Origin of the sequence: Paenibacillus sp. JNUCC-31 (genome assembly GCF_014844075.1) — a bacterium.
GTDB lineage: Bacteria > Bacillota > Bacilli > Paenibacillales > Paenibacillaceae > Paenibacillus.
In genome coordinates this window covers 7307784-7333881 of the sequence record NZ_CP062165.1, presented here as the reverse complement: position 1 = coordinate 7333881, position 26098 = coordinate 7307784, and the positions used below count along the sequence as shown (strand labels likewise).

Genomic DNA, 26098 nt, shown 5'->3' with positions numbered 1-26098 from the left:
TTTCCGGACTAAAATATCATATTTTCGTTGTTATATGTACTTCCTGAAATGAGGGACCTTTTCCCCTTTTTTCGCTGTCTGTCCTTTGCTAATTTTGTCTTATCCCTCGGTAAAAGGGCATATTAAAGGGCCGCATACCCTTATGCGGCCCTTCATCCTTTAAAACGATATGAATCTATGAAACAGAAACGAGTCCCATCCTTTTCACCATGCTTCATTAACACTTAAGAAAATATAATTCGCTCCGCATCCGACATCCGATACTGGGATAGTAGATATTCCTTGCTCTCCAACGCTTTACGACGGACCTCGTTCAGATCGACATGCAGCAGCTTGCCTGCACGCTTCACTGGCCGACCGGCTACAAATACGGTATCCACATTCGACGGATTGGCAAATTGAACGACGGCTCCAACCGGATCATGTACCGGGAACAAGTTAAGATCGGTGGTACGAATCATGATCAGATCTGCCTCTTTACCGGGCGCAAGTGAGCCAATCTTCCGCTCAAGCCCCAGAGCCTGTGCCCCAGCTGACGTTGCAAACCTCAGAACCTGGCTGGACTGCAAGTTCAGCTCCCCCGGCATTTCACCCTCTCGCAAGAGCTGTTCATTCATTCTGGAACGCTCTGCCTGAAGTGCGAATTTCATCTGGGAGAACATATCCCCGCCTGTTGATGTTACAACGTCGACTCCAAGCGTTGGGGTTCCCCCATGTTCAAGAAAATAACCCGTTGCGGGATATCCATGCCCCATCATCATTTCCACTTCCGGTGTGACCGACAGTGAGGCACCGCTATCGGCCAACATTTTATACTCATCCGTTTCCATCGTGTTTCCGTGGACTATATTCAGAGCGGGGCTCAGTAAACCAGCCTCATACAATTTACTCACCGAACGATCTACAGATCCCCAGCTGCCAAATCCAACATGCATTGAACATATCGCATCCAGTTCCTGAGCCAGCTGAATTTCCTTCACAGTGGTATCCCAATGGCTGAACTCCGGACCACGAATGGCAAGACCGAACGTAAGTAACTGATCCTGTGAGGAGAAATACTGTTCCTTGACCCTTCTCACATCATTCGAGTAGGTTAGATGGCTTTCTCTGTTCCAGTAGGGTGTCTCCCCCGGTACGCCATGAGCGAAAACCGATCGAATGCCCGCATCCTGAAGTCCGCGAATCAGTTCATCTGTGTGCTCTGGGGAATACGGCATACTCCAGTCAAGTACCGTGGTCACTCCAGCATTAAGCGCTTCCAAAGAACCCAGCAAATTGGCGATATAGCTGTCTTGTGGCCGGAGTTTGCTTCCCATCGCTCCATAGTAGAGATTTTGCAGATAGACCGGCAGTGACCAATTGGTGCCCGCTGTTTTGACAAGCGACTCCCACATATGCCGGTGAGTGTCGACGAATCCAGGGAGTATGATCATCTCTGATGCATCTATCACTTCCGCTTTCGTACAATTCAGGTCGGGCTGGATGGCAGTAATAAGAGAATCCTCAATCAGAACGTCCGCCCTCTTATACTGACCCACCGACGAATCCATAGACAGTACACAACCGTTCTTCAGTAGATAACTTGTCCTCACAAGACACATCTCCAATCATTGTTTTTTTGTTGGATATACGCTTGAAATACGGTTATTACCTGAATAACAAACTGAAATATTTTAAGTACATATACATTATATAGAAACTAATGGAAATATTCAATTTCTGAAGTTGAATATTTCCATTCCAGCATGTTTCTGGCTCAATTCAAGTGTTCTCCTTGCTTAACGAACAAAAAACCTTACTTTCTGGTACATCATCTTACTCCTTCTGCTGAGCCACCTTCTTTTTCGCCCGAAACCTTCTAACTTTCATTAAATTGCCGCACATCTTATCATCACAATATTTCTGGGTGCGACTGCGCGTATCATCATAGAAAATCCAGCGACAATCCGTATTATCGCAGATCCGAATTCTTCCCCCATCCCCTTCAACCACGGTGATGGCAAAATCAGCAGCGACCTCTGCCATGACCTGCTGCCAATGACCTTGTACAGGAATTAGCGAAAGTTCGAGTCCTTCATTTGCAGAGTTCAGTCTTCGGATCACCTGTCCTTCAGCCATCTTGCCGTTAAGCCATTTTTGATCTTTGTCTGTTAAAGATTCTCCGGCAGATAAACGAGTCGCAAGCGTCTGCAATTCATTTCTGAAAATTCTCATGACACTCTCTTCTTCAGGAGTTGCGGGTATAGATGCGCTCATTTTCCATTGTTCCAGAAAACGTTGCTGCCACTCTTTTTTGCCAAGCCTGTCCTCCGAACGATCCCCACCACGCCAGTCATGATAATCACTATTCACAAAATCAGTCCATAGTCTATCCATACGTACCTCCACTAAAATGTAACCATTTAAATGAATAAAGATAGTTACAACCAATCAAATTTGGGTTATATTAATTGTAACCACATTCAAGTACTTTAGCTAGTTACTACGAAATTCATTTTAGGGAGGAAAATCAATGACTACAACGGCAAAAGATCTATTGCTCATTCAGAAAGATGACACCTGGGATCAATGTAATTGGATTGTGCCTTTATCCAAGGCGCTCGAAGGACTAACTGCTGAACAAGCAGCCTGGGTTCCATCATCCGGTGGATTAAGTATCTGGCAGTTGGTTAACCATATGTACTATTATAATCAACGCTTGTTGAATCGCATTCAGGGTGTAACCCCCTCTGGTACACCTGCCGAAAACAATGAGTCCACCTTCGGTGATCCCGGGGACCCTTCCGATATCAAAGGCTGGAGTAAACTTATGCAAGACACAACTCAATTAGCAGGGCAGCTCCGTGATCAGCTTGCTACATTACAAGAATCCGATCTCGAAGCTCCTTACATGAACTCCGATGAAAAATGGTCACATGCACTTGCCCGCTGGGTCCTACACGATGCCTATCATGCTGGCCAGATTGTACTGCTGCGTAGGCAACAAGGAAGTTGGAATATTATATTCTAAAAAAACACTTGAACTGCTAGCGCTTACAGGAATAAGATGAACTTATTAATGTTACAGCTTGTTCAATACACTATATAATTGAATAGGATCTTCGGGGTAGGGTGCAATTCCCGACCGGCGGTGATGTTCTTATAGAACCAGCCCGCGACTCGCTGTTTGAACAGACTTTGCATATTCAGCGACTGACTTGGTGTGACTCCAAGGCCGACGGTACAGTCCGGATGAGAGAAGATCAACACATTGGCATGCCTTTACGGGAAGTCTTATTTCCTTACGACATGTCCATGATTGAGCCCCCGTTTATTTGGTGTATACCAAAACGGGGGCTTTTGTCGATTTTGCCAACTGAAGATTCCGTGTTCTGACGAAGGAGTCCTGAATATGGAAAAGACCCAATCTGCATCAACAATTTATCGTAAGGAACGAAGTAATACCGGATTTTGGCTGGTTGTTCTCGGCGCTGCCCTTTGGGGTGTAGATCCGTTATTCCGCATTATTTTGCTCAAAACGATGACTTCCACTCAGATTGTGCTTGTGGAACATATCATTGTCAGCCTGGTGGCGATTCCCGTGCTGTGGAAGTTTCGGGCCGATCTGAAAAACCTGCGTGCCCGCCACTGGATTGCCGTGATTTTTATCTCCTGGGGTGGATCAGCGCTCGCCACGGTATTATTCACACTAGCGCTCACACATAATGATCCCAACACCGTTTTATTGTTGCAAAAGATGCAGCCGCTATTTGCGATTGTTCTGGCAAAGCTGCTGTTGAAGGAAACATTACCACGTCGCTTTGGCGGACTGTTTATCATTGCACTTGCAGGAACATATCTACTGACGTTCGGATTCACCCTTCCTCTTGGGAACTGGGACAACTGGGTTCATGCAGGCAGTCTGCTCTCGCTGGGCGCTGCTGCCTTATGGGGAGGTTCAACTGTTATGGGCAGGTTGATGCTGGGACAAACCCGTTATGAAACGGTCACCTCCCTGCGATTTGTCGTAGCCTTGCCACTGCTGATCTTTATGACATGGAACGAGGGCGCTGCATGGACCTTCCCTTCCGGAACAGGCGAACAGGCAGCTGTGGCACTCAATATTCTGGGCCAGGCATTGTTGCCAGGGTTACTGAGTCTTCTGTTATATTACAAAGGGCTTTCTTCCACCAAAGCCTCTGTTGCCACGCTCGCGGAACTTAGCTTCCCGATGGCTGGGGTGCTGGTTAACTGGATTGCTTTCCGTACATTGATTACCTGGGAGCAGTTGGTTGGATTCATTCTCATCTGGGTTGCGCTGTTCGCCATCTCCAAACAGCAGGAACGCTCATCGACTCCGGCTGACGCTGCACCAAAGCTTCGTACAGATTGAATGCATCATATATAGAACGTAAATATAGTAAAAGCTAAAGACAAAAGCACTGGTCGTCCGAATGGATGAACGGTGCTTTTCGATATATGAGTATATGAACTAATCTCAGATTCTTTTTTTCTGTATGTTTTTATCAACTGCAATGGTACGATGAGATATGGATAATATAGATGAATTATATTCAGAGAGGAACGATCATCATGTCTTCATTTTCATATACTTCCTACGATGCCGTAGGTTTGGCAGAACTGATTCGATCCCGGGAGGTTTCCCCCGTTGAATTACTGGAAGCGGCGTTTGTACGCATGGAAGAAGTAAATCCTCAGGTTAATGCGGTGGTACGTACATATGAGACACGAGCACGTCGGGAAGCAGGCCTTGTTCGTCCGGGGGAACAACCATTCGCCGGCGTCCCCCTGCTCTTAAAAGATATTTCTCAATCCCTGGAGGGAGAAATCCTGACTTCAGGCTCCCAACTGTTCAGCAAGCATCGCGCAATCCGCAATTCGAATTATGTCACTAGACTCCGTGAAGCAGGATTTATCATCATAGGGCACACCAATACACCGGAGTTTGGCTTGAAAAATATTACCGAACCCCGCCTGCATGGCCCAAGTCGGAATCCCTGGAATATCCATCACACACCCGGCGGTTCAAGCGGGGGTGCCGCTGCCGCTGTAGCTTCAGGCATTGTTCCTCTAGCCGGGGCCAGTGACGGCGGCGGTTCAATCCGCATTCCCGCTTCCTTCAGCGGGTTGTTTGGACTAAAGCCCACCCGTGGGCGCACACCCGTGGGCCCCGGTGTTGGCCGTCAATGGCAGGGGGCATCTATTGACTTCGCCCTATCCCGTTCTGTTCGGGACAGTGCTGCGCTGCTTGATACGCTGCAAGTCATTCAGGCTGAGGCAGCGTTTCATACTCCTCTTTTCCCAGGGAGCTACCTTGCTGATATGAATTATCCACATCAACGTAAACTGAAGATTGCATATACGACAGATTCACCCGTAGACACACCTGTTAGTGAAGAAGCCAAAGAAGCCGTCTACAAGCTTATTCGCTGGCTGGAAGAACAAGGTCATCACGTTGAAGAAATGCTTAGTCCGGTCAATGGAGTCAAGCTGATGGAGAACTATTACATGATGAATAGCGGCGAAATGGCTGCGATGATTTCTTCCATGGAGCGATCCATGGGCAGAGTGCTAACATCGGATGACATGGAGATTGAATCCTGGGTTCTGGCTGAAGCCGGCAAAAAAGTATCTGCTGCGGAATTCGTACACAGTCTCGCCGAATGGGATGTTGCTGCAGCTCAGATGTCTACATTGTTTGAGCGCTATGATTTCTTTGTGACCCCCGTCAATGCTTTTCCTGCGCCCGAGGTCGGAGAATTGACGCCTCATGACGAACAGATTCAGAACCTGATGCGCATCAGCGAATTGAACAATAACGAGCAGCAGCAATTAATATACGAGATGTTTGAGCCCAGTCTCACGTATACACCGTTCACTCAACTCGCCAATCTCACAGGACAACCTGCTATGAGTGTACCACTTCATACAACTGCAGAAGGCTTGCCCATGGGGGTTCAAGTGATGGCGACCAAAGGACGTGAAGATTGGCTGCTCCATCTGGCTGGCCAGCTTGAAGCCTCAGAACTCTGGATCGGGATGAACGGAAATCCGTTGTTTCCAGCATAAATACTCAATACGCCACGATCTCGCCAGCAGACCTGTACTGCTGGCTTGTTTAATTTTAAATCGTAAAAGGAATAGATCTCAGTAATGGTTTACATAATAATTATGACGTTAATTTTAAGATTAAGATACCCTACCCTTTCTTTCCTACGTATAAGATCTTGGCATATAGGAGATCATAAGTCGGTGAAAAATCAACCTAATGGAGGAAAATCAATCATGGGTATTCTAAGCGGCAATCCCAAAAATGAGCCTATGCATTATGGAGAAATCTATAGTGTGTGGCAATGTTCCATGGTAGCCAAAGGCGCTGTATCTTGCTACCAAGCCTTCACGAACCATGCTGGAGACAAAGACTTGAAAAAAATTCTGGATGACCTGATCGACCAGGCCAAACTCGAAATTAAAGAATGCGATGCGCTATTAACCGAGAATGGCATCGCTCCCGCTCCAACGCTTCCGGAAAGACCTCCTGTTAAGTTGGAAGATATTCCGGCAGGCGCAAGATTCACGGATCCAGAGATTGCTGCAATAGTGGCAGCAGATACATCGTTGGGTCTGGTTGCTGCAAGCCAAACGATGGGTCAATCAATCAGAGAAGATATCGGTGCTCTGTTCGCCAAATATCATGCAACCAAAACGGCTTTAGGGGTTCGAATTCTTCAATTGACCAAAGAAAAAGGCTGGCTTATTCCCCCACCGCTTCAAGTTAAAAGACCGGATTCGGAGTAACTAAAGTCTGGTGACCTAACTCATTTTGTAGTGAATTTATGAGACCAAGAAGAAGAATCGTCGATTCTTCTTCTTGGTCTTTTTTGTTTATTCTTCTGTTTAATTTCCTATGATCAGGTTAATTAATTTTGAATTTATTTTGAATTTAATAGATATTCATATGGAGGGGTTCACATGTTTCGACATCAGAAAGAGTTGCAATTTGAAGTCAAAGTAGATCGTCCTGATCCCATGTTTGCACGTCAGGTTCAAGAAGTGTTGGGAGGACAATTTGGCGAAATGACAGTCATGATGCAGTACCTTTTTCAAGGATTCAATTGTCGAGGTGAGGAAAAATATAAGGATATGCTCATGGATATTGGCACCGAAGAAATTGGACATGTCGAGATGCTCTGCTCATTAATTAGCCAGTTACTCGATGGTGCAACACCTGCCGAACAGCAAAAAGCTGCTGAAGATCCTGTGACAGCTGCCATTATGGGTGGTATTAATCCGCAACATCTGCTGGTCAGTGGTCTTGGTTGTTTACCTACCAACTCAAACGGTGTTCCGTGGAATGGAGCCTATATCGTGGCAAGCGGTAATTTGCTTGCAGACATGCGCTCTAACCTTCATGCCGAAAGTCAGGGCCGCCTTCAGGTAGCAAGGCTGTACCATATGACAACCGATGAGGGCGTTCGGGCAACTTTCCGTAAAATGCTGGCACGCGACCGCTATCATCAGTATCAATGGATGGCAGCCATTCAGGAACTGGAGGAAAAGAACGGAGTCGTTGTTCCTGCTTCCTTCCCTCCTGAGGCAGAACAAGAATCTCAGCCACAGGCATATGAGTTCTGGAATTTGTCCGAGGGAACTGAATCCAGTGAAGGGCTATGGGCGACAGGAAGTGCTCCTGATGGAACCGGGGACTATGTATACATCTCCAATCCTGTCCCAAAGGGACAGATTCATGAACCTGTTATCCCTGCCACAGAACTTCACCATGATCTGGATGGGAAATCGAGCGATAAATAGTTCAATAGCCTATTTTTGGAGAAGTCAGATACGGCTTGAAATTGCTGGATGAGATGTGACAACTACATTGGTTATCAAAAAACGACTCAGTGTCTGAATGAGTCGTTTTTTTGATTCAATACTATGTGAATAATACTCATGCGGGACTCTTTATGACCAGCATATGGCCTTCATTTCCTTTTAGGAATCTTCACACTGCTTTTTGTAACCGCTTCCTATGTGTCCTATAAATGCACTTTAAAGAATTTTGTTCATGTTCTGGAATTTACGGTTCTGTTCTGGCTAAGGCTGTGAATGATTCTCCTATGAACCAATTGTTGATTTATAGCGGTGCAGTCATTTTTGGCTCCAATTTCTTTTCTTTATTTAAGTTTGCTTTTTTTTGCGTAACCGAATACCTGTGCTGTGATAACCCGACAGATCCTTTGCGACGTGTTCATCTTCGTCCTCTTCTTCCGTTAGGGTGTTGGATGTTTTAGTCGTGGACTTTTTCTTGCGAGTACGCTGTACAATGACATCACTAATGGCAATCAGAGAGACAAGCAGTAAGCTTATATAGAATCCTGGTCTGCTGAGTGTATGAAAAAGCGTCCCCGTTATCGCAGTTGCGATTAGCAATAATCCGATCCATCGCTTGACGTAATCGAACTTTCCTGATTTCAGCAGTCTGCCGGAGGATAGCAAAATAAACGACCAGTTATACAGAAGCATCAGACCTGCTGCAGTCGTAATGTATTCATATACTTTTCCTGGGAGTAATAGAGACATAATAATGGTACCAATTAACCCACAACCAATGAGGGAGAGGGCACTTAACGGATACTTCTTCTTCCATTTTCGAGAGAATAACTGCGGAGCGTCTCTCTCCTGTGCCAGGGTAATGATCATCGAGGTTACGGCGTAGAGAGAAGCCGTCATCGTCGAAAATCCAGCCACAATCAGTACACCATTGAACAAATGTGGAACAAACGCCAAATGATCACTACTTAGGGCCAGCACAAATGGACTCTCTTTGGGATTGAATGCCTTCAACGGAACCATGACCAACGTGAGTCCAATGGACACCACATATACTGTTGATAGCGCAATGAGCATGACTTTCCCGGCCTTCGGGGCATCCTCCGGTTTTTGAAGCCGGTAGGACATAATTCCAAGCACTTCAATCCCTCCATAGGCATAGAACGCAAAAAGAAATGCAGACCACAGGCCGATTCCACCCTTTGGAAAAATAGTCTCCATGTCCATTGGTACTTTATGCTCGTACTTCGTTCCCCCAATCCACCCTGCCAGAAGTGCGACAGCAATAACCAAAAACATGATGATTGCTGCGATTTTAATAATGGCCAGCACATTCTCAACCCGGTCAAATCCTTTGTTACCAAAGAACACAATGCACAGCCCTAAAATACCGAATCCCGCAGCAAAGATCCATAGTGGAACCGATGGGAACCAAAAGCGAGAAAAGATGGACAAAGCCGTTAGCTGACTTCCCATAATGAGTAGCTCCGAGAACCAGTACATCCAACCGCTGGCAAACCCAGCCCAACTTCCAAACGCTTTCTTCGCATAGGAACGAAAGGACCCCTGTTCCGGGTGATCAGAAGTCATTCTCGCCAAAGCATCAAAAACTACATATGTACCTAAAGCAGCAAAGACATAGGCTAGCAATACAGCCGGTCCTCCAATAGAGATGGCCAGGCTGGAACCCAGGAAATATCCGGTGCCAATCGTGCCCGCCACACCCAGCAGACTTAATTGCCACCATTTCAGTTTCTTTTCTTCTGTTGAACGTGTTGATGCTTTGCTCATGTTGTCATTCCTCTTCTGTATCATTTTAGGCTTCTTTAGGTAGCCTTCCCAATTCAGAGTTAAACATGTTCATCCATTTGTCCTGACTTGAAGATGCAGCTTGTAGAGCATAGCAGATTTCATGGAAATTGGATGTTTGAATATTTATATTGAGCTCATTGCATACTACAACAGGTAAATCCAACACATACAGGAGGTTTATTACACATGAATCAATTCTCACAGACCCAACAAATCACTCAACTTGCGCAACAGCTCACGCAACAGACACAACAGGCTTCAATGCAATATCAACAACTTCTGAGACAAGAACAGAGCAACGCTCAACAACTCGAACAGTTGGCACAACGGGAGCAACAAGCTGCGCATATCATCCAAACAGCTCTGCAAGGACACCAGACAGCCATACAGCAACTGCAACAAATCTCCAATCTTGCACAACAAATTGTCAATACCTCTACACAGCAAGTTTCCTACTTAGAACAGCCATATAACAACAACCCCAATATTTCTGCGGGCCAATCATTCGGAACTTATTCGAATCAGCATCGCCCCCAATAGCTGCATGAAAACACTAAAAAAGGAATCCTTTTATATTAAAAAGGGTTCCTTTTTTAGTTTAACTTTGTTGTTATAGGAAAAGACTTAGTTTGACCACTTCATCCAGTGGTGCACCGTTCACCCCTGCATTACCTCGAAAATTACTGCTTTGAAAGAAAAATTGCATGATGATCAGGAAGATCGTAGAAGCTAGAATAGCAATAAACTTAAGAATGGAGGATTAGCATGAATTTATGTAATTTTTGCGCTGATGTTTCTTTTTTGAAGGAACTCATGTGGACTGTCACCATTTTGCCCTTGGGTTATATCCTATAGGTAAAGGAGGACTGCTCATGTCGTTGTTGTTTTCATCTTGTGAAATGGAGAATGAAGAAGTTCATCTTGAGGCCTGGAAGAGAGATGCATATCATTTATTTTCCACCAAAATGAGTAATCGAGAAGCCCGGTTCCCCTGCATACCGGCTACAAAAGCCTTTGCTCTGGGTCACCTCCGATATGGTTTTGTTGCTTCCCCTGGAAGCGAATCCGCCGGCCTTACATTATCGAATATCATTAAGGAATATGGTCAATCTTCGCGTTCCTTTGGTCAATATTCATCATTGGTTGTCTTTTTCGAAAAGGAGCAAGAGATCCTCGATGTCAGACGATATGAAGAACTATTCTGGAGTTTACTAAGTCAGATGAGAAGTTTGGACGACAAATCTTGGCCAGAAGGTATTCCTGAAGATCCGGAGCAACCCATGTGGGAATTCTGTTTCAGTGACGAACGTTATTTCGTCTATTGCGGTACGCCTGCCCATACTTCACGTCAGAGTCGATATTTCCCTTACTTCATGTTGGCGATGACACCACGTTGGGTGCTCGATATATGGAATGCACAACCTCAAAAAGCAGCAGCCATCGCACCAAAAATTCGTGAACGATTAGCCGCGTACGACACCGTCCCTGCCCATCCTGAACTCAAACCATATGGAGCTCAGGGAAATCTGGAGTATAAACAGTATTTTTTGCGAGATGATGATACCTCTCTCTCTGCTTGTCCGTTTCTGCGTTCACTTCCGCTGGATAAAATTAAGGGTTAGTACAAAGCCGCATTCTAAAAGGGCTCTCCTCCGAATAAGCTGTATACCATCAGTTTATGGGAGGAGCGCACTCAACTTCAAGGTCGGAGAAATACATAAACCTGGGATTTAGTTTTGTTTACCTCAATCAACCTGAGATCGGTAAATCCTTGCTTTGATGTACAAGCCGTGACTTATAGTGGACAACCCCCTAGATTATGCAGAATCTCATCTCAAATGAAAGGGAAATGACTATGGAAATCTATCTAAAATTCATACTAATCGGTCTTGCCATCGCTATGCCTGTCGGAGCGATCACCGTTGAAATGACCAAACAGGGATTGAGAAACGGATTCCGTCATGGTTGGGCTGTCGGTCTTGGTGGAATGACCATAGATATGAGTTTAATTCTTGCAATGTATTTCGGGTTTGCCTCCCTGTTATCGCTCCCTTATATCCAGATTCCATTATGGCTTGCAGGTGCTGGTTTTTTGGCTTATCTGGGTTATGATTCGATTCGAAATGCAGAACTGAATATAACGACAACTGATGATAAAATCAAAAAATCATTTTGGAGAACATACCGGAACGGGTTATTGGTTGCCATCTCCCCGGGGAATCTAATCTTCTGGATATCCGTATTCGGAGTCGTGTTGTCTGATTCATATCATTCAGCAGGCAAATTGAGTTTTGTCATTGCGGCATTGGGTGTATTGTGCGGCATTCTCATACATGATCTGGGCCTGCTCACCATCGTTTCTGTTACACGAAAAATGATGAGTCAGAAAATGATCCAGCTTGTCTCTGCACTCGCAGGAGTACTTTTAATCGGATTCTCCTTCTATTTTTTGTACAAATTTATTCTCTCCCTATGGCAATACTTTCAGTAGTTTTAGACGATCTGCATATGAACCCGACCAGGGATTGGAAGAAACCAACAGCGGCCGCCATGCTCATATCCCCCAGATCCATCAAGGCGCGATAGACATAGGTGTCGATTACGTCCGTTGTGGGGTACAACGCCACGTTTCGCCCAACCAGCGCATAGATCATACCGAAATCGCCATAGAAAATACCGCCCATAGCCAACAGCAGCATCAAAATGATCGTCGACTTCAGCAAAGGCAATGTGATAAATCGGATTTTGTGCCAACGGCTTGCCCCATCAATGGAAGCGGATTCATAGATATCCGGATTGATTCCCGTAATGGTAGCCAGATAGACGATGGAACCGAAGCCGGCACCCTGCCATATTTTCATGATCACCAGAATCCAAGGCCAGTATCCCGGCTCGTTATAAAAGGAAATCGGTTCGACTCCGAACAGGCCAAGCATCTGATTGATCATCCCTGTGTCGGTGGATAGTAGTGAAACTGAGAACATCGCGATTAACATTAGATTAACTAAGAAATATCTGAGGGAATTGTTGAACAATTCCGCTTGTCATCATATCAGCCATCTCTAATGCCTGTTGTTCAATGGGATCACTTATTGCGACGTTACTCGTATAGTCTTTCGCTATACGAGTAACAACCTCTTCACTAAGAAGTCTTAGGTGCTCGTAAAGCATACGTTGCCATTCTTCTTTGGACCAATATGGATTGATTCTGCCAAGAAAATCTGCAATGTCATCCGCGTTGGCGTACCATCTTTTCTGAGCATCTTTTGCTGCGTTAGAGTTGCCTGACTTCAGATCGGTGACAAGTTCTGCTGCGATCAATAGATGATCTCTGAGCAATTTTTCAAATCCATTGGCAATAGTTATGCCGTAAATCGGTGCCAGAACAGTCGCAAAATCACTAGGGTTCCGAAGAAGTCTTTCGGTTGTGTGTTGGACACTATCAAGCTCATCGACGATACTATTCACCGTTAATCTCGTCCAGTAAACATGTTGTTCCCACAGTGTTCTTAACTACCTGTTTAAATCCACACTTTTTGGCGTCCACATTAAGTGATCGCTTTGTCGAAAAGCAGGATAGTAATGAAAAGGACCATAATTAAACACAGTTCGCCATCTCCTCTCATTCAACAATATATAGGCGAATCACTATTTGTGTGCAACCTGAAATGTCACCGTTTGACCTGGCCACAGTTTGCATTCACCCGTCGGTTCTGTTGTAATTCCTTGTTCCAGTGTATTTCTTCGATATTTCTTGGGTGTAACGCCGGCGGCTCCTTCTTTGATCACATCAGATATGATCGCTCACCACAAGTACAAGTCATTCCCCTTCAATTTGAAGATCGCTTCCATAAAGTAGTAATCTCCGTAAATGATTGATTGATGGTGTTCTTTGGCATGATACGCGGCTGAACCATTCTTGAGAATGCAGTCACAGTCCCTGGTCCAGTCTGTTCGAAGTTCGTCCAGTACTTTCAGCAATTTCAATGCTGTCCCGAGATAGAGGTCTTTCTCATGTTCTCCAACAGCCTTGGAAATTTCAATGAGTCCACATGCTGCAATCGCTGCTGCCGTTGAATCTTCATAAGCTGGATCCTTGGGCTGCCTGAAATCAATTGGAATGATTCCATTCTCCGGAATGTTGGCGATAAAATAGTGCGCAATCCGCTTAGCGGTATGGAGATATTCTTCTTTGCCTGTATGAATGAAGCTCATCATGAATCCATACAATCCCCAAGACTGTCCTCTCGTCCAGGAGGAACCTTCTTCATACCCCTGTCCACCATATGTTTTTACCACCCCGCCATGGAAAGGATCAAACTCAACAATATGATTGACAGAGCCGTCAGGTCGTACAAATGTATTCATTGCGGTATCCGCATGTTTGATGGCAATCTGCATAAAGCGTGGATCACCCGTTTCTTCCGTTGCCCAATAGAGAATTGGTATATTAAACATACAGTCGATAATGGCCCATCCGCGGGTATCTTCTCCATCCAGATCGTTCCAAGCCCGAATGAATTCTCCTGCCGGATTATAGCGACCTGCCAGCAGATTAGCGGCGTGCAGCGCCCTTTTGCGGGATTCCGGATTCCGGGTAATCCTGTAATTGGCCACACTGGTGGGCAGCCACATGAACCCGACATCATGATGTAAACCATAGTACTGCTGCAAGCCCGCATCCAATTTGTTCTCAGAAAGATTCGCGAATTCCTTATACTTTTCCTGACCCGTGACGTGGTACATCTGCCACATCATGCCGCCCCAGAAACCATTGGTCCACCAGCTGATTCCATCACCGCTCCCCGCATTGGAATTCGACACAGATTTATCATCATGCACACCATGGATCGTTGTATAGGGAATTTTGTGTTTGGACTTTTCACTAACCCAGTCCATTTTATCCGTAATTTTTCGAATGACATCCTGTAACCAAACATTGGACTTTTCTACTGTCAGCATACATACGTTCCCGCTTTCCATATAGATTGTTTTCATTGTTGAACATCTTGCTCCTCTATCCGTTTAAGCGTTTTCAGTATAGCATGTGAATCATATCAAAAGTTTTGTTCTGTATAACAAAAATCACGTTTTATTTCACTTGTCGGTGCAGAAGCTGCAATGCTACAATTTTGAAAACAATGGATTTGGAGTGGTGTTATGGCTCTCGGTTTTGAAGCTGTTCCTTTTCATGGACAACCTGTAGTATGGACGGACCGTCATGTTACAAGTAAACCGAACATTGAGTTCTATCATTGGCATCAATGCTGCGAATTGTTAATTGTGTTTGGGGGTACGGGCATTGTCGTGATGAATAACCAGACTTATGACATCAGGAGAGGCATGCTGTTTGTGTTTCAACCCTTTGAGATTCATAAAGTGTATGCGAAGATTACGGACGATTGCGTTTACGAAAGAGCGGTGATTCATTTGAATCATACGGTTATTGATCAGTATTTGAGTGGTTTCCCACGTCGGCGCGAGTGGTTTGACCGTTTATGTTATGCCAATGATCGTGAGCGTGCATTTGATTTCGGGGATCATTGGCAGCTTTTTGTCCAATGTGTGGAGGATTATGAGCGAATCGCACATACGGATCGCGGGGCTTCGCAGGAGGAAATTACCGTGTTTATGCTTCGGCTGCTCAGTGCGATGGAAAAACTTGTTTCACCAGCGGATACTGTCTCCCCATTGCCACGGCGCAAGGAAGAGTATTCGGAAATGATGATGCACTGGGTTGAGACTCATTATATGGAGTCTGATGTTTTGAACAAGCTGGCTAATGAACTTCATCTGACCAGATCCTATGTGTCGCGTCTGTTCAAAAAAGAAACTGGCAGCAATCTGAGCGAGTATCTCATCGCCAAGCGGATAAAAGTTGCGGCTCACTTGCTTGAGACAACATCGCTGTCTGTCGAAACCATTAGCAATCGAGTCGGTTTTCAGAATGTTTCCCATTTTATCTCCAGCTTCAAAAAGACCCATTGTAATACACCTTTGAAGTACAGGTTGAATACCAAGCAAGACAACCATGAAATTGTCGCTCATCAAGAGTGAAATAAAACGTTATTTTTGTCTGACTAAGCTGGATTTTTCGGGCTTATGAGATGATATACTGAAAGCGGTTTACTGTTGTCCATCTTCACTGGGTTTCTATATCTTTGAGATTGAGGTGTATGTATGATTCATTTAACGATTGAAGTGCAAAGCAAAGATGGGATTACACTCGCCGAACATACGGATACGAACCATACCCATCTGGTATATGAATATCCATACCAACCGGGAGATTCGATTGTTCTGAGAAGCTCTGAGGCCAATGTTTATTTGTACATCCAGTTGGATGATGCTATAAATCCGGCATTTGTCTATTATTCCGGGCAGGAGTATCGCCTTAGCATCCCTTTTGATGAGAAGAAAGCCTCATACTCACCAAAGTCGTTTACAGGTAAGATGCATCTGCTGACTGCCAGAGTTGCAGCGCTCCATGAGATTACTTCTTACAAAAATGTTGCTGCCAATGCGTACGATCATCATACCAACCTCTCGTTGTACCCTCACGCTTCGGCCAATGTCGAAACTCGTGGTGAGGCAGTGTTTGCTGCCAGAAATGCGATTAACGGCAATACGGTAACGTATTCACATGGAGGTTGGCCATTTGAGTCATGGGGTATTAATCAGCGGAAAGACGCAGAATTTACCGTTCACTTTGGCCGCCTTGTGGAGATCGACAAGATTGTATTGTACCTGAGGGCTGATTTTCCACATGATAATTACTGGGAACAGGTTACCCTGCATTTTTCCGATGGCAGTTCTCAGATGGCATCTCTCGTGAAGTCAGGTAAAGCACAAACGATCCTGCTGGAGCCGAAGCAAGTGGAATGGGTAAAACTGAGTGAGTTGATTCAATCCAATGACCCGGCTCTGTTCCCTGCACTTACACAATTCGAGGCATATGGGCAAGAAGTGCAAGTGACTGATGATGTCACCTGAACTCTCCATTCTCTTGTGCACCAGTACTATACCCTTTGAGTCTAGCACCATCCAGCTATATAACTGTATGACTTGTTAGAATCTGATGCGTAGAACGTGTAAAAGACCTTAGCTCGCCGTTGTGTATTGCGTGCTATGCACCGCAGGCCCTTAGAATAGACACTGGAAAAACCCCTGGGTTTAACCGATGGAATTCTAGGGGGGGGGGCAATTTTGAATCTATGAAGGGTAAAAGTTTAAAACAATCGTGCTCCGCACATCAGCAAAACGTTTGCGAAGCTAACAGTCTTAAATTATTCAGAAATTCTTAATTGGACAAGGCTAAATTGATTGGGTACCTGCCTAATCGGTTTATAAATTATTTTTTCACTTTACGTTTGGGTTTCGTCAGGTCGAAACTATGTTTTACCATATCGTGAAGATCATCCTCTGGAAGGTTTCCATCCAGGATGATTGTATTCCAATGTTCTTTACTCATATGATATCCGGGCTTAACTTCTTCAAATGCGTTTCGAAGGAAATCAGAGCGATCAGGATCACATTTCAAGTTAACGCAAAGATGATCATCTTTTTCAAATATTAACGCAAAGATCTTCTCGTTTCCTTTGTGGCGTATGGCTGTCCAACCCTCTCCAAAAGGATGATCCTCATATGAGGCTGGATAAGACAAACAGTATTCTACGATTTCGTCTAGTTTCATTTTGGTCTTCTCCTATCTGTTAAGTTATTCATGATTGTTGTTTTGCTAGTACCATGCTGCAATATATTGAACGTTCCCCTTCTTCCATCCATAATAGTGGGACGAAACAAAACCAGTAATAATGTGCGTAGAAAACAATTAAAAAAACTAGACAATAAGGAGGAAGGATGGTTATATAAGTACAAATATAAAATTCGATCAAGGAGTCGTGAACTAATGAGCATAGTAAAATTACCGAAAGCTGCGGTCTTTGGTGCTGCAAATGGTGTGATGTTCATGACTTTTTTTGGGGCTGTTTGGGCTTCCATTGGTATTATTGGTTCACATGGACTTGGAGATCCTTGGTCCCTTGTTCTTTCAGGTATTGTGACATTAATCTTACTAGGCGGAGCGATATCACTTTTTGGTAAAGCTCGTAATATGAACCATGCTGCAACACCAGAAGAGATAGAACAGAGGAGAAACATAAATCGAAAATTTGGTTGGGTCTTTGGTCTGGAAGGGCTTGCTATCTTTATTGCAAGTGTAATATGTAACATGATTAATTATTTTGAAGTTTTTTTTCCTATCATGGCAATCATTGTTGGTATCCACTTTTTTCCTTTAGCTCGATTGTTTCGAGAAAAGTTTTATTATGGTACAGGTATAACACTCTGTATTTTAGGCGTGATTACTTTCTTCTTACCAATAAATGCTACTGTTAGCCATGTATCCCTGATTGTGACATCTACTTTTATCGGTTTCAGTTCTGCTCTGACGCTATGGGTGACTGGTATAAGAATTTGGACTGCTATGGTTAAACAATTGAAACAATTATAAAAAAGAGATATGTTTGAAGTGAACTCCCGATCGTGATCGCACCTAACAAAAACTTCATTTTTCTTTTCTGTTTGCTCTTCTCCCTCTTATGCTCCCCTTGACCGCCCGGCCATCTACTTAACTCTTTTGACAGTTAAGGGGCAGCCGGGTAGGCGAAATTGTAAAATTCAGTTAGACATTTATCTTATCGGTAATCTGAACAAGTTCTTGCCCCCTTACACATCACCTACTTCAGCTACAATAGTTGCGGCCCGATTCGTTCCGATTCCCGGGAAGCTTTTCACGAATTTGACTTCGGGCAAGCTTGCCGCCATTTCCTCCTGGATTATCGTTAGCAATAAAGTTCCAATGAGCAAGCACTTCCTCCAGTAAAGCATTTACTGTACAGCTTCGGCTGCATAAAGATTCCCGTGACGAACTCATGCTGCATTGTCAAATGCTGCAGCTCCGTATACGTTTCATCCTTGATCCGATGCGGCGTACTTCCTCACGTCCGGCTCGAATCCTGCTGCTCCAATGGACGGGTCCAGCTCCATGTAGCTGGTTCCGCGATTATCGGTCAGCACGAGCATACGCGAGCCGACGACGGGGACGCGGTCGGCCCTGGTGCGCATGTGTGCAGAGACGACACGAGGAGCACCGTCGACGATGTAAACTACCTCGACCGTGAACATCGGGAAATCGAAGAGCCAGCTGTTCTCGAAGCTCACGGCGGTTAGCGTCCCGGTGAATAACGAGCCCTCAATGCGGAGGCGCTCGATGTCAGCCTGACGTCGCCGGGCGTGAGCGATTGAGCCGAGCAACCGCAGGAGCGCGATGGTGGCCCAAAGGGCAAAACTGGCCCCGACGACTGCGCCAAGCTCTGGCGGGATCGTCGGCGACGTCGCGATGGCCTCGAGGTCAAAGGATCGCGACGGATCACTTGTCAGCGTCCACAGCAGCAGGACTCCCGCGGCTGCGACGAACCCTCCTGTGACCGCGAGCGTCGCAAACAGGCCAGCGACCCTGATCTGTCCGAACTGCTCGATCGCTCGCGAGTACAGTGTGACGGTCGCAGTGATCGCGACGTACAGCAGCACCACAGCGACGCTCACCGTGATCGGATGACCGAGGAGCATGCTGATCGACGTTGTCGGCGCTAGGCCGAGCAGGGCGCCGAACGGCACGGAGCCTGTCAGAGCCCACAGTGCAGCGGCTGCGAGCAACCACGGCAGCAGCGGAGCCGCGCGTCCGACGCGACGTCCCGGCCGGAGCGCCGTCATCCGTCCGCCCTTGTCCATGGTGGAGAATAGTGGCAGCGTCTCGATGTGCTCCTGCTGCCCGTACTTCTGCTGACCCTCCGCAGCATCCCTCATCGGCATGGAACTCCAGAGGGAGTCCCCGCGGTACGGCCGGGTCGATCACATATTTTTCGTTCGCATCGACACTGAGAATATTTAGCCATGCAACCTTCACATCCATAATTTTTAGCTATATCATACCAGATATTTACACTACATCCCACTGTTAAATGCCCTTCTTAGTTAACAAAAATAAGCACCGACAAAATGCGTTATGCCCTATTTTTCTGTTCTCGGAATCGTAAATATACCGCATCTTCACGTGCCCAATCCTGGTTGTAGTACAGCAAACCATCTATAACTATTCAGCCAGCAGGAGATACTTGATTATGTTTATGGCAACAGTGGGCGAAACAAGTTCTTCTCTCTTGAAAAAAAAAGCCGAATGGATGGTTCTCATCCACTCAGCCCTTAGGGTTATTTTACAATAATTTGTATAACATCACTGACCGTTATTCCACTTCCATTCATGTACTCTTGATCAATGTCAGGAGCTTTTCCCGAAAATTGCGTATTTGCCACCTCAACACCGCTATTATTCAGAAAGTGTCGGTTCATCTGGCACCTCATTTGCAAGCAGCTCTGAATCATCGGAATGACGTTCGAACATAACTGCATCAACCCTTGTATAGATCATATCGGCAGGAAGCGTTGGCGGGTCTACCGTTGTAGGAGTCTCCCTGGTTAAACGAACATACTCACTGCCGTCTCCCGTAAAGTCGAACGTGCCCAGATTAACCCAACCTGATGAGCCGACCGTTGCATCGATATACGTGACCTCGGTACCCGTCTTATGCTTCACTTCCACTTTGACATGATTATCGTTTGCCGTCGTATGGACGAGCTTGAAGATGGAGACCGTATATTTCCCCTCCGGAAACTGGCCTTTCCACGTTGCTGATGATCCTTGTACTGTAGTGTAACGCGACTTAACCCCAATTTTGTATCCAGCTAGATTGCTTTGGTTCCAAGACCCTTCTGTCGTGTACAACCCCGTTGTATTTGTACTGTCGACGATAACCGTTAGGTCCTTGATCGTTATGGACAAAGAAGGAGTTGTTAAGGTCACCCCGTCAATCGTGACCGTGGCCCATACCTCAATGTGATCCGTTCCCGCATCGAGATTTAGAAGGGTTAACCTACCGCTGCTATCCACTTCAGCCAGATCCGTACGGTCAACGAAATACTGCACATTGGCCTGTGACAGATCACCGATCAAACCGTTATCCAAATAGCCGGTTACGCTCAGTTGTGCGGTTTGAGTCATTTGCAACTCGTTCCGATCGGACAGGATCACCGCCGATTCCAATTGCGGTATCCTGTTCGAATCCACCCACATGATCGCATCGGCTACTACCCTTGACTTGTTGGCCTTATTGGTTAGTTCCACGTAGCGACTATCGCCTGCAGCAAAAGGATAGTCACCTAGGTGTACCCAAGTACCATTGGCCGTTGTCTCATCAACGGTAACTGTCTCGGAGCCCCCGCTATAATAAACGGTAAATGAGGCATTCGTTGCCCAATTTTCAGTCGCAGCCGTTATCTGCGGAAGCTTGTAATACACACTGTAAGTAACACTTTCCGGCAGCTCCGGCCGCCATTTCATTTTGCTTGTCGCTGTGCTGGCTGTCGATTTGGCATACACATAGTTATCATAGTAATAGTCGTTAGCCGTCGTATCCCTTATCCAAACCCCTTCTGTCTCCGCCTCCGTATTATCTACAATGATAGATGAACCATCCTGCCCATCATCGGGTTGGACTGGAGTTTCCGTTACCTGATCAGGCAGATAGAGTGTACGCTTGCGGGTCTGTTTCCCTTCCGATTCCACATAATACGTGAAGGTTTGGGATAAATCGTTCACCCGTACCGACCATTCCATCGGATAGATCGTATCCGGGATGGTCGTATACGTAGCTCCGCCATCCAAGGAATAATGGATTGTCGCTGGTTTTGTCGTTTTGGCCTGCACATAAGCATCATAAACCGTTTCGTCGGGCTTAACGATCAACATGCCTTTAACCGCATCGATTGGACTGTGGGTATCGAAGAAATAGCTAGCATCCGATGTATCCGCAGTTCTGACCTGATGCAGCGGCACATCAATGTGGAGTCCTTCTACAATGATAGCGGTGATGCCCTTGCTTGAAACCGTGGCTTGGATGATTCCGCCACTCATAACCGCTTGTTCTGGTGTGCCATTATCGCGGATGATCGTTACGGTATAATCTTGTGCCGGGTTGAACCCAATGATTTGTTCATTCAATTCGATTGAAGTCTGAACTTCATCTGACGATACGTTGCTTAATCCGATGTAGAATTTATCTCCGCTCTCTCCTGTTATCCAGTTCAATTGAGGATCGTTTGTCTGGATAATTCCTTTGGGCATCCAGAGCCAAACGTCGGAATTACCATAAAATTGGCCTGGTTTATTCCCATAGAGGTGATATTTGAACCATAAAAAATTCGTTTCGAATACGGAAGGAAATGAAATACTCCCATTCGACTTCAATGATTGTTCGCTGATCAAATAATCCATCGTTTGCCCGAGCTGCCCCGGGATATGATGATAATAGATGGATGTAGCCCCGCTTGGGCCTTCCAGAGGAAAGTCCGGTTCAAGTTGGCTAACGGCGAAGCCTTTATAGTAATAACCTGGATAACTGGAATATCGACCAATAACCGCATTATGAGCAATATCCTGCAGCAGTTTATCCCCTGTATAGAGCGACAATCTCAGCATGAATGGAGCTTCCTGGGCATTCATCCGATAATAGCCGGTTGTACTTCCTGCTTCAAACGTCAATCCGCTCGGTGAAACAAGCGAGCGATCCGCTTGAACGCCTCCGGCTATATCTTCTGGAAGCTTGAGCCTAGGATATTGAAATTTACCGCTCTCCGGCCAATGGAACGACTCCGCGTAATTATATGTCTCGGGCTGCGGAATCGTAACATTACCGTCAGGAACCGGACGAGCAACAAACATGGTGGCATACCTTTTGGCTTCCTTATAAGCGGCATTCAAGTATTTGGGATCCTGCGTTTCCTCGTAAAGCTCCAAGATCTCCATCCACAGTTTGCTATAATAATAAATGAACTCATTTTTACTTATATTCACGGATGCAGGCGTATCGATATGCTGCAGGATATAGCTGTCGGCTGCATCCTTGGCAGCCTGCAAATACTGCGCATCTCCTGTCATACGATACATCATCAGAGGCTGAATGACAGGACCCCTGTCTTTCTGGTCAGGATCACGCATAAGGTACTCTTCCTGTGCCATCGCCCCAATTCCTGCCGTAGTGCCCATCATCTGATTCACAGCGGCTACGCTTGAAACATCGAACGGCAGGGTGGCCATTTTCCATAACGAAGGCACGCCGTACACGGTCTTCTTCGTCGGCGACCATCCGATACCATTTCGCGATACGCCATATTGGACGGACGGCAATGCTCTCGTATCGTAAAGCTGGTCATCCCCGGTCAAATAGTAAGCCCCCAGAAGAACCGCATTCGAACTTGTTCGAACGCTATCTTCGTTTTCGATATCAATAAAGCCCTTGGCACGGCTCCACCACCCGCTGGGTGACGGGACATAATCAACAGAGTCATCCCCTTGCGGCTCTATCTTAAGCAGATCGATCATATTGAACATCGCGTCAGTAAGCGATTGTTCAGAGACATTTTCCCGGTATGCCGAATATCCGTACTCATTGCGAAGAATATCCGCGTAGGACTCATACAGATTGCCTTTTTGAGCGATTAGACCCATATGAAATTGATAGGTGCTTTCCGCGGTCATTTGCGAATAAGTATCTAATTGAGGCGCATACAGGATGGGCTGCACGCTGCCTTCGTTGTTGACAAGGCTCATGCCAAGCCGTTGTTTCGTAACGCCTCCCGTCGGTTCAAATTCAACCGGAAGCTCTTCTGATGCTACAAATACCCCATATGTCAAAGGATTCCCTGAACCGTCATTCTTCTCAATCAGACTCATCGGGGCGCTCAGCTCCCTCAAGCTTGTTGATTCCACCGTACCTACCATTTTTGCATGCGACCTGAATCCACTTAACACTTCATTGATGCCCGAGACTATCTCTGTTGTGAAGGACTGATATCCAATCACATAATTGCCATTGCGACGAGGTGTAAAGGCGAAGGAAACATCTGGTTTCTCCCCTGCCATGGACCAGTTCACTTCAAAATCGTAATCACTGCCATGAGAGGAATCAGTTAATACCGCCGTGTGGTTGTCGGGAAAAGTGATCCCGTCGAATGTAATCCAGCGTTTGTTCATCGTATCGTAGTAATTGGTTAGGCTCCCCGCATTCCCATCCAATAAAACCCATTGCTCCTCAAGTCTTTCCGCCACAGTATTGATCGGCACCCAGTTTCCCGTGTCCGTGTTCTTGTAGAACATGTCACGAACGATGGATTTGCCCCCATCCCATGCTGCCTCATAGAAGGTCGCCTTATACTCTGCATTTTCGATGCTTCCTTTTTCCGTGTAACTGAGATTAGCTAATGTGCGGCTCCGCAGCGGGGGTAATGGCGGTGCTTGCTGCTGGATATTCCCTTCGAACTTGACTGCATCGGCCCGAGTAATAATCTTGCCCGTCGTAGGTTGTGTTCGAGTCAGCCTGACAAATTCGGTATCATCACCACTGAATTCATACTCCCCCAAATCCACCCATCCGGCCGATGGACCCGATGAAGGTCTAAGATCCATAAACATGACATCTGTAATCCCGTTATGAACAATCTCAATTTTTACATTACTATCTGCTTTATCTGCCCAATCAAGCTTATAGAATGATATTCTCGCCGTCCCTGCTTCCAAGCGTGGATTCCATGTGATACTTCTACCTACGGCATCCGTATATTTGGAACTGGAATTATTGTATCCCTTCACTCCTGCGCTTGTGGTCCAATAAGGAGCGGAGAACCCGTTATTCGCGTTACCCGCATCAGGTGTCACAACATCATTGATCGTGATGCTCCCGTCATCGATGATAATCGTCTGATACGGTAAGGTTTCCGCATAAGCGGTCCTTATTTCGACCAGGCTGAAAGGAATTACTATCGTCAACATGAAAACGATGAAGAAAAACAGCTTCCTTTGGATCATACAAATCACAGCCTCTCCTCTTAATGATAACGCTTCCAAGAAATGATGTTCCTTTGCTCAATCGATCGCAAAAATGCAATCAACCTTTTCCTTCTGGCTAATCCCGCTCTGTCGTTTTTATATTAGCATGTCACATCACCGTGAAATTTCTTTCATTTTAAGAATTTCTTATACGATTTTAAGTAAAAAAGAAACCTACATCCTAATTGATTGCTCCATTGCAGTCAGTTCGAATGTAGGTCTTCCAAGTGGACCAATCCATTATAATGGAGGCTGCACCAGCAGCAACTTTCCAAGCTGGATGACCGTTTGATCATACCAAGCGGGATGTTGCCGAACATGTTCCATACTTCTCTCATTGCCACTTGCCTCAAACACGGCCGCTTTGTCTGTCTTCTTGTTATCGATTTCGAAGCGAACCGTATGTTTCCCGTTCGGTAGCTCCGGTAAGAAAACATACTGATTACGATTATGATCGTTATAAGGTGTGAATCGATCGATAAGAAAGGGCTCCCCTCCATCCACCGTTACCTTCAATCTGCCTGAATCCGGCCCCCCGATATCGAATAATCCGATGTGGGTTCCCTCAAACTCCACTGTGATCGTCTCTCCGGGATCGACTGCTCGCCATAGACCGGGGAACAACCAATCGTACTCGCGCACTAAAGGAAAATCATCTGGGGTCATGTAAGTCCACCCTGAGGAAAAATGAGTAAAAATATCCAGTGGCAGCATGGTTGCATACTCCCAAGGATTGGCCAGGATCAAAGGTTCCTGTGGCAAGTGTTGTTCGACCTTTCCCACGTGATCTCGAAGTTCTCTGATTTTCTCAAACGACCGGGTGATTGTATCTGTGTAAATCTGATGTCCTTCGGGAATCGTTGGATGGATGGAATCATGTGTGAAAATAACGGCTCCGGGAATGGACACGTCTTCCCTTGAAGTAAAAATAAGCTTTCCATCTGAAACCAATTGACAGACCGCTACACCCAGATGAATCGAAGGAATGCCGTAATAGTCGGCGACTTCCTCTTGCATAAGAGCTCCCTTCTGGTATTTGCCGGATTGAAATGAGGTCAAATCCCGCTCCTTAACCGTATATACGAACAGAATATCGGTAAAACGGCTCCGCTTGCGGATCTGTCGGACAATTCCTTCGATTCGCGCCTTGGATTCAGGAACTCCCCCATCGTTTCCAACAAATTCAACAAATACGAGATCAGGCTGATGACTCAGTACATCTGTCTCCAAACGGGCGCAGCCGAGGTCCGATCCTGTCCCATCAATGCCTGCATTAACAGTGTGGATATCCGCATTGGGATATTGCCCTCGAAGCCATTCTGCCGTCATAACTCTGTATCCTTTAGAACGCGTATTACTGCCGCCGAAATAGACAATAGTTACAGTTTCCCCATTTTCCAACTTGTGAATGACATTAGGGAGCCCTCTTCGAGGGAAAAATTCCTTCATCGCGAC

General features: G+C 45.8%; 23 protein-coding genes and 1 riboswitch. Of the genes, 11 read left to right on the top strand and 12 right to left on the bottom strand.

Annotation, left to right across the window (positions count from 1 at the left end):
- Positions 1-224 precede the first annotated feature (224 nt).
- Both JNUCC31_RS32095 and JNUCC31_RS32090 read right to left on the bottom strand, forming a co-directional pair.
- Positions 225-1601 carry an amidohydrolase family protein gene (locus JNUCC31_RS32095; protein WP_192267319.1) on the bottom strand — a complete coding sequence of 459 codons (1377 nt, stop codon included), beginning with the start codon at positions 1599-1601 and terminating at the stop codon, positions 225-227.
- Positions 1602-1815: 214 nt separating this feature from the next.
- Positions 1816-2376, bottom strand: coding sequence for a CGNR zinc finger domain-containing protein (locus tag JNUCC31_RS32090; protein ID WP_192267318.1), 561 nt, complete (start codon positions 2374-2376; stop codon positions 1816-1818).
- Positions 2377-2512: 136 nt separating this feature from the next.
- On the opposite strand from JNUCC31_RS32090, the gene JNUCC31_RS32085 reads away from it, so the two are divergent.
- From JNUCC31_RS32085 to JNUCC31_RS32065, 5 genes are all read left to right on the top strand, one after another.
- Positions 2513-3010, top strand: a complete 498-nt coding sequence (locus JNUCC31_RS32085; protein WP_192267317.1) for a DinB family protein — start codon at positions 2513-2515, stop codon at positions 3008-3010.
- A gap of 83 nt (positions 3011-3093) precedes the next feature.
- A riboswitch (FMN riboswitch) is annotated at positions 3094-3247 on the top strand.
- A gap of 144 nt (positions 3248-3391) precedes the next feature.
- On the top strand, positions 3392-4372 hold the full coding sequence (locus JNUCC31_RS32080; protein WP_192267316.1) for a DMT family transporter: 981 nt from the start codon (positions 3392-3394) through the stop codon (positions 4370-4372).
- A gap of 200 nt (positions 4373-4572) precedes the next feature.
- The gene (locus tag JNUCC31_RS32075; RefSeq protein ID WP_192267315.1) at positions 4573-6069 is read left to right on the top strand and encodes an amidase; all 1497 of its coding nucleotides are present in this window, start codon (positions 4573-4575) and stop codon (positions 6067-6069) included.
- 216 nt (positions 6070-6285) lie between these two features.
- Entirely contained in the window at positions 6286-6798 is a 513-nt protein-coding gene (locus JNUCC31_RS32070) for a DUF3231 family protein (RefSeq protein WP_192273517.1), read from the top strand.
- 174 nt (positions 6799-6972) lie between these two features.
- Positions 6973-7812, top strand: a complete 840-nt coding sequence (locus tag JNUCC31_RS32065; protein WP_192267314.1) for a manganese catalase — start codon at positions 6973-6975, stop codon at positions 7810-7812.
- A 366-nt stretch (positions 7813-8178) separates the two neighbouring features.
- Here JNUCC31_RS32065 and JNUCC31_RS32060 read toward each other — a convergent pair whose 3' ends face one another.
- Positions 8179-9621, bottom strand: coding sequence for an amino acid permease (locus tag JNUCC31_RS32060; RefSeq protein ID WP_192267313.1), 1443 nt, complete (start codon positions 9619-9621; stop codon positions 8179-8181).
- Between the two features lie 207 nt (positions 9622-9828).
- On the opposite strand from JNUCC31_RS32060, the gene JNUCC31_RS32055 reads away from it, so the two are divergent.
- From JNUCC31_RS32055 to JNUCC31_RS32045, 3 genes are all read left to right on the top strand, one after another.
- On the top strand, positions 9829-10182 hold the full coding sequence (locus JNUCC31_RS32055) for an AMP-dependent synthetase and ligase (protein ID WP_192267312.1): 354 nt from the start codon (positions 9829-9831) through the stop codon (positions 10180-10182).
- 332 nt (positions 10183-10514) lie between these two features.
- On the top strand, positions 10515-11264 hold the full coding sequence (locus JNUCC31_RS32050; protein ID WP_192267311.1) for a YqcI/YcgG family protein: 750 nt from the start codon (positions 10515-10517) through the stop codon (positions 11262-11264).
- Positions 11265-11497: 233 nt separating this feature from the next.
- Positions 11498-12133, top strand: coding sequence for a LysE family translocator (locus JNUCC31_RS32045; protein ID WP_192267310.1), 636 nt, complete (start codon positions 11498-11500; stop codon positions 12131-12133).
- On the opposite strand, the gene JNUCC31_RS32040 is transcribed toward JNUCC31_RS32045, so the two are convergent.
- The 4 genes from JNUCC31_RS32040 to JNUCC31_RS32030 form a co-directional block, all read right to left on the bottom strand.
- Positions 12102-12638 carry an ABC transporter permease subunit gene (locus JNUCC31_RS32040; RefSeq protein ID WP_323374405.1) on the bottom strand — a complete coding sequence of 179 codons (537 nt, stop codon included), beginning with the start codon at positions 12636-12638 and terminating at the stop codon, positions 12102-12104. The genes JNUCC31_RS32045 and JNUCC31_RS32040 overlap by 32 nt on opposite strands.
- Before the next feature lie 4 nt (positions 12639-12642).
- Positions 12643-13110 (bottom strand): acetylglutamate kinase, encoded by a 468-nt coding sequence (locus tag JNUCC31_RS32035; RefSeq protein WP_228469357.1) that lies wholly within the window; start codon positions 13108-13110, stop codon positions 12643-12645.
- A 180-nt stretch (positions 13111-13290) separates the two neighbouring features.
- The gene (locus tag JNUCC31_RS33680) at positions 13291-13431 is read right to left on the bottom strand and encodes a hypothetical protein (protein WP_228469356.1); all 141 of its coding nucleotides are present in this window, start codon (positions 13429-13431) and stop codon (positions 13291-13293) included.
- 15 nt (positions 13432-13446) lie between these two features.
- Positions 13447-14604 carry a glycoside hydrolase family protein gene (locus tag JNUCC31_RS32030; protein WP_192273513.1) on the bottom strand — a complete coding sequence of 386 codons (1158 nt, stop codon included), beginning with the start codon at positions 14602-14604 and terminating at the stop codon, positions 13447-13449.
- 198 nt (positions 14605-14802) lie between these two features.
- On the opposite strand from JNUCC31_RS32030, the gene JNUCC31_RS32025 reads away from it, so the two are divergent.
- Both JNUCC31_RS32025 and JNUCC31_RS32020 read left to right on the top strand, forming a co-directional pair.
- The gene (locus JNUCC31_RS32025) at positions 14803-15699 is read left to right on the top strand and encodes an AraC family transcriptional regulator (RefSeq protein WP_192267309.1); all 897 of its coding nucleotides are present in this window, start codon (positions 14803-14805) and stop codon (positions 15697-15699) included.
- Positions 15700-15822: 123 nt separating this feature from the next.
- Complete coding sequence (locus JNUCC31_RS32020) at positions 15823-16635, top strand: carbohydrate-binding protein (protein ID WP_192267308.1); 813 nt, start codon at positions 15823-15825, stop codon at positions 16633-16635.
- A gap of 358 nt (positions 16636-16993) precedes the next feature.
- On the opposite strand, the gene JNUCC31_RS32015 is transcribed toward JNUCC31_RS32020, so the two are convergent.
- The gene (locus JNUCC31_RS32015) at positions 16994-17335 is read right to left on the bottom strand and encodes an MmcQ/YjbR family DNA-binding protein (RefSeq protein ID WP_192267307.1); all 342 of its coding nucleotides are present in this window, start codon (positions 17333-17335) and stop codon (positions 16994-16996) included.
- Positions 17336-17551: 216 nt separating this feature from the next.
- Between JNUCC31_RS32015 and JNUCC31_RS32010 the strand changes: the two genes are divergently transcribed.
- Positions 17552-18154 (top strand): DUF7010 family protein, encoded by a 603-nt coding sequence (locus tag JNUCC31_RS32010; protein WP_192267306.1) that lies wholly within the window; start codon positions 17552-17554, stop codon positions 18152-18154.
- A 215-nt stretch (positions 18155-18369) separates the two neighbouring features.
- On the opposite strand, the gene JNUCC31_RS32005 is transcribed toward JNUCC31_RS32010, so the two are convergent.
- The 4 genes from JNUCC31_RS32005 to JNUCC31_RS31990 all read right to left on the bottom strand — a co-directional run bounded on the left by JNUCC31_RS32005 (position 18370) and on the right by JNUCC31_RS31990 (position 26044).
- A complete protein-coding gene (locus tag JNUCC31_RS32005) occupies positions 18370-18492 on the bottom strand; it encodes an IS110 family transposase (protein WP_228469355.1) in 123 nt (40 codons plus the stop codon).
- Between the two features lie 120 nt (positions 18493-18612).
- Entirely contained in the window at positions 18613-19509 is an 897-nt protein-coding gene (locus JNUCC31_RS32000) for a hypothetical protein (protein ID WP_192267304.1), read from the bottom strand.
- A gap of 520 nt (positions 19510-20029) precedes the next feature.
- Positions 20030-24586 carry a golvesin C-terminal-like domain-containing protein gene (locus tag JNUCC31_RS31995; protein WP_228469354.1) on the bottom strand — a complete coding sequence of 1519 codons (4557 nt, stop codon included), beginning with the start codon at positions 24584-24586 and terminating at the stop codon, positions 20030-20032.
- 297 nt (positions 24587-24883) lie between these two features.
- Positions 24884-26044, bottom strand: a complete 1161-nt coding sequence (locus tag JNUCC31_RS31990; protein WP_228469353.1) for an SGNH/GDSL hydrolase family protein — start codon at positions 26042-26044, stop codon at positions 24884-24886.
- Positions 26045-26098 lie beyond the last annotated feature (54 nt).